We start from the raw sequence: 9,932 nt of genomic DNA, 5'->3' as shown, positions 1-9,932 counted from the left end.
CCACCGCGGCAGCGGTTTAGTCCAATAAGGGTAATGAGAAGTCCGGCATAATGAGAAGTCATCTTGCAAAGGTCGCCGTGTAGCAGCAAGCTCTGCAAATGAACTTCTCATTATTTGTGGTTCATCTCCCCAGGTTTTTAAGCCAGTTCATCAATCCAGCGTTGCTTTGCCACTCCGGAAGCTTGTCCGAGACAACGTTATTCGTGCACGTTGTAGCGGAACACGCTTTTCTGGGAAGAGCCCATAAATAAAGCGAAGCCGCCGCCAGCTTCGATCGCCGCTTATGCAGCGAGAGCTGGCTTACCCTACCATGTTTATGTGCAGGAGAATATCGTGCCGTCCAAGCTCGAGCAAATTCACGTCTACCGCGTGCAGCATTTTCCTCATAATGTGTTAACTATTCCTTCACATTTGCCCGTTGCCGGTAAAATTCAGAAAAGAAGGGATAGCAGAATTAACGGAAAGCCTTCATTAGAAGATTGTACAAAAAAATTAAAGGATTATTCATGGAAGGGCAAACTTAAGCAACGATATAATACAGATGCATCCAATAGGGGCAAATCAAAAATTCGCAAATTTTTAAAGGGGTGATTTTAGCAAGATGAAAAAAAACTTAATAGTGTTTACTGTTCTAACATTCACCACTGTTGTGCTCAGTGCTTGTGGCTCAAACAAGGGTACAGACTCTACAGTTACACAAACACCTTCCATAACCGAAGGAACAGCTGCATCTCTAAAGGAAGAGCTTAATCTTCGAATCATGATAGAAGGTCCTGTCAATGCCAGGCTCCCAGCAGTTGCTGACGACTTCGTAAAGAAAACGATTGAAGAGAAATTCAATGTAAAGTTAACAGTAGAATACATGCCAGCAGGCCAAGATTATGTTAACAAGCTAAATGCTCATCTGGCCGCTAATGAACCACCTGATATGTGGCGAGATGTAAACGGAGATGGCGGACAAAAATATGCTTTGGATGGCGTCTTGGGCGAGATAGGAAATTTTATCAATCCAAGCAAAATGCCTAACTATTTCAAATACTGGGTTGACGATACTACGTTTCAGAGGTATCAATTTCAAGGCAAAGTATTCCGTGCACCTACACCGTACAGTAAAGAATTGTACCGTACTTGGTATATTCGCAAAGATTGGTTAGATCAACTCAACCTGCAAATCCCAAAAACCTACGATGAATATTTAAATGTCTTGAAAGCGTTTACGTTCAATGATCCAGACGGAAATGGCAAGAAAGATACCTATGGGTTTACTACGGCACCTGGTGGCGATGGAATTGGGCTTGAATGGCCTGAATATTGGAAGGCAGGACTTGTTTACGCTACCACCCTTCAAAACGGAAAGTTCATAGATATGCAAACGGATCCGCGTGTTGAGCAAGCATTAAATGATATTTCTAAGGTCGTTGCTGAAGGTCTAGTTGATCCGGATTGGTTCCTGAACAAATCTCCTCAACATATCGACAGAGCAGCACAAGGAAAAGTTGGCGTAATCATGGGCGCAACGCAAGATTTTGCTTACGACTCCAATCCTCAGAGTTTACAATCAAAAACGAAAGCATTATTTCCAAAAGCAAATTGGGTTCCATTCACGCCATTTGGCAATCAACCTATTGCAACTGGTGTAGCTCCTGGATCGCCTATCCTATTCCATAAGAACATCGTCGAGAAATCCCCTGAGAAAGTTACTCGTATAGTAGAAATATTGGATTGGCTGGCAAGCGAAGAAGGATTCCTCCTATCTCATTATGGAGTGGAAAATAGGCATTACACTAAGAGTGGCAAAACGATAACCCTTAATCTTGAGACCTTCCAAAAGGAAATCGTAGAGAAAGGCGATTTCTTGACGATCTGGGATTTCTTCACACCGGCAACACCAGCGGTATTTGGCTTGACTGTCATTAATGCGAAGGAAACCGATCGTGACCGTGAAATTGCAAAAACAATAGCAGCTATTCCATCAGCTCCATATTTAGGAACTAGTTTGCTACCGCCAACTGGTTTTGACTTGGCTACTTTCCGTAAACGCCAACGCGAATTACAAGCAAAAGCCATCTTTGATGATAAGTCAGGCAAGAACTGGCCTGCATATCGTGAAGAATTGATGACAAAGTATAACGGCAATGCACTCTTCGAAGCCTATGATGCGCAAATTAAGGCAGCAGGCTTGGGCAAATAGATCATTATAAACGAAGACTCTCTGCTTTTTTTGGGGAGTCTTCATTTTAAGAATCGTTTCTGTCCATTTCACGAGAGGAGATCCGGTATGAGTAGATTAGCAAATGTAGGTGTATTATGCGACAACAAAGCAGCTCAAGCGCGCTGGGTTAAAGGTGAAAATGTGTTTGAAAAATTTATTGTTGAAGTTCTGGAGCACGCAGGAATTCCGTTCCGCCTGCTGCATTCAGCGGAGGAGATTTACTCGTGCGATGTCGTTATTATCGCACTTGAGCCTTCATCAACAGATCCATCTGGACAAGAAATCCTATGGGACTATGCTGAAGGCGGCGGTTTGTTAATTTCGTTCGCCGGGTTAAACTGCTTTGCCAACCGATTGGGCTGCGTGATTCATTCAACAACGGGTCCTGGTTACGCTATGCTGCCGAATACTCTAGGAGACTCGCGACCGCTACGTTATATTGAAGCAACGATATGGAATGATAACCGCATGTTAGATTCAGACAATCCTCCTATTACAGCGTCTCTCGGCATGCTTAAATCAAGTCCATTGTCGGAAGAAAAAGTATTAGGTGCTGCGATGCAATGCTTCCCTGTTGGTCGCGGAATCCTCCATCGCTGGGCTGTAAACCTGCCTGCCACATGGGTAGGGCTACAGCAAGGCACAAAGCCGGTCACCCAGGATGGGTTCCCTGCTCCGGATGGAACTGCTGCCATAGATGACATGTTTCTAAAAGCCGATGACAGCTTCGAATTAGATTGGGACATGGATCGGGTTAAGGTTGGAACGGGAGCAGCCTATTTTCCATATCCATATTCCGACCTGTGGAAAGAAGCTTTCATCGGGCATTTATTGAAGGAAACTACTAAGCTCGGACTAACTTTGCCATTCGTGGGATATTGGCCGGACGGAATTGAGCAAGTAGCGATGATCTCTCACGACAGCGATCGAAACATCGATGATGCTGCTGTCACGACGCTTGCCGTCTTGAAGGAGTACAATGTGCGCAGTACCTGGTGTATGTTAGAACCGGGCTACAGTCCATACATTTATGAGCAGGTGATTGCAGATGGTCATGAGTTGGCCCTCCATTATAACGCAATGGAGGATCAGAATGGCAAGTGGGGCGAACAGGAATTTGCACGTCAAATAAATTGGCTGAAGAAGGTCACTGGGTTGGAGCAATGCACTTCTAACAAGAACCACTACACTCGTTTTGAAGGGTGGGGCGAATTATTCCAGTGGTGTGAGCGACATGGGGTTGAAGCTGATCAGACCCGAGGACCTAGTAAAAAGGGGAATGTAGGTTATCTGTTCGGAACGTGTCACCCCTACTTCCCGATAGCTTATTCAGACGAGGAGAATCGCTTCTACAATGTACTTGAGATGGGCTTCTTAATTCAGGACCATCAAGATCATGCTATGCTTGCGAAAGACAGTGTTCTTGCCTGCTTACTTGAGGAGGCGAGAAGAGTTAAGGGAGTTGCTCATTTCTTATTTCATCAGTTCCATGTTCACAATCAACCTGGCATAAGAGAAACACTGCGCAAAGTGATTCATACTGCCAACGAATACGGATTTACTTTTATGACTGGTAAGGAAATTAATGATTGGGAACGAGCTAGGCGTAACATTTATATCACGGGATTGAACACTTCCGGTGAAGTAGAGTTTAGGAGCACATCTATCCATACGCTACATCCAGAGTTTGTAATATGGATTCCTTTAACAGACAATCAGGACATGTACACGACTCATACGGAGTGTAGATTTGGTGTTGTCTGCAGGAAGCAGGTTGCCTCATTCTAACCCTAGATTTTCCTCATTATAGTGGAAGGGGTTGTTCCCATGATTTTCTTGAACAATCTACTAAAGTAATAAATATCTTTAAAGCCTAAGCGCTCAGCTGCTTCTGTTATATTGTATTCCCCACTTCGTAATAAATCGCATGCTTTGCCAATCTTGATTTGGTTTTGATATTGAATAGCCGTTTTACCTGTTGTTTTCTTAAAAATCAGGCACAAATAGGACGGGCTGATGCCGATTTCACGGCTCAACTCCTCGATTGAGTAAAATTTGTGTTCATTAGCATACATCAGTCCGATCAGCGTTTCAACCATTCGAAGGTGAGATGTTTTGTGATCTATGGAATCGATAATTAATAAATGCATGATTTCCATTATGCGGCTGCGACAGCGGATCAAATATCCCGTTTGTTTTTCTCCCCAAGCCTGCAGGAGCTCTTGAAACAAGAAAGCGAACCGAGTTTGATCTAAATTTTTGAATACATGATTCAAATTATCAAGCAAGGCATGATCCGACTCGCTCCCAAACTGAAGATGGAACACCACTACGATATGTCTCCACTGATCCAATTCATTCATTACTCTGCTGCGGGGCAAGTATCGTGGAAAAAACAGTATATCCCCCTTAGAGATGCTATATTGCTGGTCGGATATATAATAATTTGTAGATCCTTGGGTAGTAAGGGAGAGCACATATTCATTCTTTATTGCCGGTGTTTTTGATTGATGTACTTCGGTAGGCTTCTTCGACTGCACTTCAACGACATATTCCAGGGTAGTAATAGTAAAATCATAATCAGCAACAGCAAAAGATGGATTCATCGTCTTATTCCTCCATTATTTTTTACTACCCATTCAGTAGAAGATTGTACAAATATAATAGAGGAAACTTCATGGTATAGCAATCCTAGTCAACGCTATAATAGCGGTGTCGTGAGTAAACATCATTAAAATTTACACTTAGGAGGAATCATAACCAATGAATGACTCACCTACCCTAATTGATGCAGATGTTCATAACCAACTAGGCTCTTTGCTGCCGTATTTATCAAAGGCGTGGCATGATCGGTATCGCGCTGTTGGGTTGCCCTATGGCGCGCAGTACTATTCATCTATAGGTACGAACCGCAAAGACGCGGTTCCGGATAAAGGTGGGGCTCCAGGCAGTGACCCTCAGTTTCTAATCAGCGATCATATGGATCGGTACGGAATCGACTATGCCATTCTCACTGGCTCCGGTGTGTTAGGTCTCTCCCTGGATCCGGATCCTGATTATGGAAATGTACTTGCTGCCGCATGTAATGAACTAATGATCGACTCGTGGCTAAATGTCAGCCCGCGATTCAAGGGCTCCATCTTCGTAAACGCATCTGATCCAACTGCGGCGGCAGCAGAAATCCGACGACATGCTTCCAACCCTAATATGGTCCAAGTGCTTATGGCGAGCGCTGCGCGAATGCCATATGGACAGCGCTTTTATCATCCAATCTACGACGCTGCACAAGAATGTGGCTTGCCCGTAGCTATCCACCCAGGCACAGAGGGTAAGGGAATCTCAGGAGCGCCAACGCCATCAGGATACCCTACCCGGTATATGGAATGGCATAATATTTTGCCAACCAACTATATGACACATGTGAACAGCCTTGTATGTGAAGGGGTGTTCGAGAAATTTTCCAAACTGAAATTCGTGGCGATCGAAGGAGGGATTTCTTGGTTGCCGCACCTAATGTGGAGAATGGATAAAAACTATAAGGCTCTACGTGAATCTACTCCGTGGCTAAAACGTTTTCCATCCGAATACATCAAAGACCACATCAGACTGACGACACAGCCTATTGAAGAACCGAATAATCCGGAGCATTTATTGCAGATTTTGCACATGATTGAGGCTGATAAAACGCTATTGTTCTCATCGGACTATCCGCACTGGGATAATGATAATCCACGAATGGCACTTCCACGAATGCCGAAAGAAATGAAACAGCGTATTTTGGCGGGAAACGCAGCAGAATTGTACGGACTTGATACGAGACCCGAAAGAAAGGACGACATTTCCGTCGATCTGGCCGAAAAAATCGCCAGTGAGTCGAAGTATTCTCCCTTAAATGCTTGGGGAGAAGATGAATGAGTAGGCACTGGGTCGGAAAAACAACCGAGATACAGGAATCGAAAAGCAAGATTTTCAAAATAGAAGGTATCGAGTTCGGTTTATACAATGTACAGGGAAGTTGGTATGCATGGAGCAACTATTGTCCTCACCAGGGTGCCTCTATATGCAAGGGCCCTGTTTGTGGAACGCGACTTCCTTCCCTTGTATACGAGTACAAATTTGGAATGGAAGACCAGATTTTGCGTTGCCCCTGGCATGGCTGGGAGTTTGACTTGAAAAATGGAGAATTATTGGTCGATTCGAAGACGAAATTAAGGGGATACCCAGTGGAAATCGACGGTGAGGACTTGTTTGTAATTCTACCAAAATAATGCCGAATAGTTAGGATTAATTCCGGGAGGGCGTATGCCCTCTTTCCGCTTAAGTGAAACTGCCTTTAAATTATCGTATAAAGGAGAATGATAGTTTCATGAATCGGAATCGCTTTCATCCAAAACGTCTTCTGCCTCTTACATTCCTCTTCGCGCTAACCACCGGCCTGTTGCCAACGGCTGCTGGAGCACAAGATACAAGCACAGACCTTTTTTTATACTCGGACCAGAACGTGAATTTCGGAAGAGGTGTCTCCGAGAACGCGAATGGCGGTTCGCTAGCCTGGGGAGAGAGCTACTATCTCGACAGCTACGTGACCATGTACGAAACGAAGTAGACTTCTGGCAGAAGTGATAACGGTGTTTAATGTAGAAGGAGTTCGTCAAACAAACATTCTTCTTGGTGGTAGGTGTGTCCTGGAGCTCCGAATCAGAAACTGTACGAAATGAATCGGAATTGAAATAACAGGTATTAATTCTGGACAAGGGTTTACATGGAGGCTTGAGAGTGGACATTGAGCAGTGCAAACCAAGATAAATAGTAATTCATACGGAGGAGTAATACCAGTGAGCATGTATAGTACTGCAGCGGATACGATGACATACCCAAAGACTCCCCACAAAGAAGGAGTTGCGCTTTGGAAGCAGCTCATCCGTTATCGCTGGCTTTATCTGATGATGGTACCCGGAATTTTATATTACATCGTATTCCACTACATCCCGATGGGCGGTCTCATGATCGCGTTCAAGAAGTATAACCTGGTTAAGGGGATTTGGGGAAGCGATTGGGTCGGCTTCGACAACTTCAAGGTCATGTTCGACTCGCCGGACTTCCTGAAATTGATTCGCAATACATTGGTCATTAGTGTGTACCGGATTTTGTTCAATATGCTTCCGGACGTGCTGCTCGCCCTCATTCTCAACGAAATTCGCGTGAAATGGTTCAAGCAAGCTGTGCAAACGGTAACATACGGTCCTTACTTCCTTTCCTGGATCATCGTTTATGGTTTAACGTTCTCGTTCCTCGCTCCCGATGCGGGCTTGATCTCCACTTGGTGGAGAGACCATACGGGCGATACGCTCAATCTGTTGACGGACAAGGATTGGTTCCGACCGCTCATAATATTGACGGATATCTGGAAGAACACAGGCTTCGGCGCGATCATCTATTTGGCCGCCCTCGCTACGATCAACCAAGAGCTGTATGAGGCGGCGGTTGTGGACGGCGCGGGCCGATGGAGGCAAATCTGGCACATTACGCTGCCGGGCATTCGCGAAGTATTCGTCCTGCTCCTCATTCTCCGGATCGGCCACATTCTGGACGCCGGATTCGAGCAGATTTACATCTTCCTCAATGCGAGGGTGTACGACGTCGGGGATATCATCGATACATGGGTCTTCCGACGAGGTATCGAGCAGCTGGACTTCAGCGTCGCTTCGGCTGTCGGATTCTTCAAGTCGGTCATTGGCTTCGTCCTGGTCATCACTGCGAACAAGGTAGCCAAAAAACTCGGCGGCTCGGGAATCTGGTAGAGAAGGAGAAAAACCATGTCATTCTTATTGCAAAAAACGAAATCGGATCGCGTCGTCGACTTTATCTTATATACATCCATGGTTATGTTCGGATTGGCAACGTTGTTCCCTCTTTATTACGTAGTCGTCATGTCCATCACTCCCATTACGGAAGTGTTGAAGCACGGCGGGTTCGTAGTCATTCCAGAGAAAATTACGCTTGAAGCGTATAAGTTCATTTTCTCCAGCGACCGCGTACCGAACGCGCTGAAAATTACGATTCTCGTAACCACAGTCGGAACGTTCCTGAACGTCTTGGTCACGATGCTGCTCGCTTACCCGCTCTCGAAGAAATTTTTGCCGGGCCGCAACTATGTATTGATGGGCATCGTCTTCACGATGCTGTTCTCCGGCGGTCTGATCCCGCTGTACTTGGTCGTTCGCGCCACGCACATGCTGAATACGATCTGGGCGCTTGTTATTCCGGGGCTCGTATCGTCGTTCAACATGCTGATCATGAAAACGTATTTCGAGAACTTGCCGGCGGAGATTGAGGAAGCGGCCAAGGTCGACGGCTGCAGTGACATGCAGACGCTCTTGAGAATCGTCCTTCCGCTCTCGATGCCGATTATCGCAACGCTTGGATTGTTCTACGGCGTCGGTCACTGGAACGCATACTTCGCAGGGGTCATGTACTTGACCGACAAAGATATGATGCCGATTCAGGTCGTCTTGCGGAATATGATTATTTCGCCGAGCGTCAGCCAGGAGCTGAACGTGACGAGCCAAGACATGCAGCAGCTGCCGCCTGAGACGGTCAAGATGGCGACAGTCGTCGTAGCGATCATTCCGATTCTTATCATTTATCCGTTCTTGCAAAAATATTTTGTGAAAGGGATGCTCATCGGTTCGATCAAAGGTTAATAGAGATACAGACTTGGAGCATGTAACATGACGAAGTTAGTATGAAGAAATCCTGTAAAAGGGTCACACCCTAGGATCGTTCGATAACTCTTTATGGACTGGTTTAGTATCCACTACTAACAGGACAGAAAGGTATTTTGGTTGCAGCAAGTACTCATTTTGCAGCGGCCATTCCGAACGGCTTTATGATCGAATATACAGTATCTGATTCTCCGCTGGCGCGTGATTTGGTAAGCCGTGAAATCGAATTCAAAGACGGCTACGTGACGGTACCGATCGATCGTCCGGGTCTTGGTATAGAAATCAACGAGACGGTTCTTAACCGTTATCGAGTTCAATAGGAGATGTCCCATGCCAACACTGATGAAAGCGCTTGTCTATGAAGGACCGCAAACAATGAATATAAGGCATCTCCCGGTTCCTGAGCCTGGCCATGACGAAGTGTTGATCCGTGTAGATAAGGCCGGGATTTGCGGTTCAGAATTGAGCGGCTATTTGGGCCATAATTCGCTTCGTGTTCCGCCGCTTGTGATGGGTCATGAATTTAGTGGAACGATCGCTCGCACGGGGAGGGCAGCGAAGAAGTTTCTTCCAGGTGATCGGGTTGTCGTGAATCCGCTGGAGACATGTGGTGAATGCGATTTTTGTTTGGTAGGTAACGATCAGCTATGTCAGTGTCGCCAGCTGCTTGGTGCCCATAAACCGGGTGCATTCGCAGAATATGTTGTTGTAGCGGAGAGTAACATCTATCTGTTACCCGATTCTGTCAGTCTCGATCAAGCGGCTCTTACAGAGCCATTTGCTTGCGCCGTCCATTTATGCAAACTCCTTCATTTGAAACCGGATGAACGCTTACTGATTCTTGGAGCGGGACCTATAGGTCTGTTCACACTGGTCGCTGCCAGAAAGCTTGGATTGCACAACATAGTGGTTGCAGATCTGAACATTGATAGACTAGGTATTGTCAAAGAAATAGGGGGTATACCGGCTTACGGCGACGAGGAGATTGATATAAT

Annotated in this window: 10 protein-coding genes; 9 read left to right on the top strand and 1 reads right to left on the bottom strand. The window is 45.7% G+C overall.

The genetic code is table 11. The annotated features are described in order from the left end of the window. Nucleotides 1–601 precede the first annotated feature (601 nt). Both PKO02S_RS30580 and PKO02S_RS30575 read left to right on the top strand, forming a co-directional pair. Nucleotides 602–2,191 carry a type 2 periplasmic-binding domain-containing protein gene (locus tag PKO02S_RS30580; RefSeq protein ID WP_127588835.1) on the top strand — a complete coding sequence of 530 codons (1,590 nt, stop codon included), beginning with the start codon at nucleotides 602–604 and terminating at the stop codon, nucleotides 2,189–2,191. Nucleotides 2,192–2,278: 87 nt separating this feature from the next. Next, nucleotides 2,279–4,000 carry a polysaccharide deacetylase family protein gene (locus PKO02S_RS30575; RefSeq protein ID WP_127588833.1) on the top strand — a complete coding sequence of 574 codons (1,722 nt, stop codon included), beginning with the start codon at nucleotides 2,279–2,281 and terminating at the stop codon, nucleotides 3,998–4,000. Nucleotides 4,001–4,002: 2 nt separating this feature from the next. Here PKO02S_RS30575 and PKO02S_RS30570 read toward each other — a convergent pair whose 3' ends face one another. Next, nucleotides 4,003–4,818, bottom strand: a complete 816-nt coding sequence (locus tag PKO02S_RS30570; RefSeq protein WP_127588831.1) for an AraC family transcriptional regulator — start codon at nucleotides 4,816–4,818, stop codon at nucleotides 4,003–4,005. Between the two features lie 157 nt (nucleotides 4,819–4,975). Between PKO02S_RS30570 and PKO02S_RS30565 the strand changes: the two genes are divergently transcribed. The 7 genes from PKO02S_RS30565 to PKO02S_RS30535 form a co-directional block, all read left to right on the top strand. After that, on the top strand, nucleotides 4,976–6,127 hold the full coding sequence (locus PKO02S_RS30565; RefSeq protein WP_127588829.1) for an amidohydrolase family protein: 1,152 nt from the start codon (nucleotides 4,976–4,978) through the stop codon (nucleotides 6,125–6,127). Next, nucleotides 6,124–6,480 (top strand): Rieske (2Fe-2S) protein, encoded by a 357-nt coding sequence (locus tag PKO02S_RS30560; RefSeq protein WP_127588827.1) that lies wholly within the window; start codon nucleotides 6,124–6,126, stop codon nucleotides 6,478–6,480. The genes PKO02S_RS30565 and PKO02S_RS30560 overlap by 4 nt, the downstream gene beginning before the upstream one ends. 98 nt (nucleotides 6,481–6,578) lie before the next feature. Further along, entirely contained in the window at nucleotides 6,579–6,818 is a 240-nt protein-coding gene (locus tag PKO02S_RS30555; RefSeq protein ID WP_127588825.1) for a hypothetical protein, read from the top strand. Nucleotides 6,819–7,053: 235 nt separating this feature from the next. Beyond that, entirely contained in the window at nucleotides 7,054–8,013 is a 960-nt protein-coding gene (locus tag PKO02S_RS30550) for an ABC transporter permease (protein WP_246067647.1), read from the top strand. 15 nt (nucleotides 8,014–8,028) lie between these two features. Further along, the gene (locus PKO02S_RS30545) at nucleotides 8,029–8,916 is read left to right on the top strand and encodes a carbohydrate ABC transporter permease (RefSeq protein ID WP_127588823.1); all 888 of its coding nucleotides are present in this window, start codon (nucleotides 8,029–8,031) and stop codon (nucleotides 8,914–8,916) included. 137 nt (nucleotides 8,917–9,053) lie between these two features. Continuing rightward, nucleotides 9,054–9,257, top strand: a complete 204-nt coding sequence (locus PKO02S_RS30540) for an enolase C-terminal domain-like protein (protein ID WP_218033972.1) — start codon at nucleotides 9,054–9,056, stop codon at nucleotides 9,255–9,257. Nucleotides 9,258–9,267: 10 nt separating this feature from the next. Further along, a partial coding sequence (locus PKO02S_RS30535; RefSeq protein WP_164821788.1) for a zinc-dependent alcohol dehydrogenase occupies nucleotides 9,268–9,932 on the top strand: 665 nt, incomplete at its 3' end.

It is taken from the genome of Paenibacillus koleovorans NBRC 103111 (genome assembly GCF_004000845.1).
GTDB lineage: Bacteria > Bacillota > Bacilli > Paenibacillales > NBRC-103111 > Paenibacillus_AA > Paenibacillus_AA koleovorans.
This window is presented reverse-complemented; position numbering and strand designations above follow the sequence as displayed.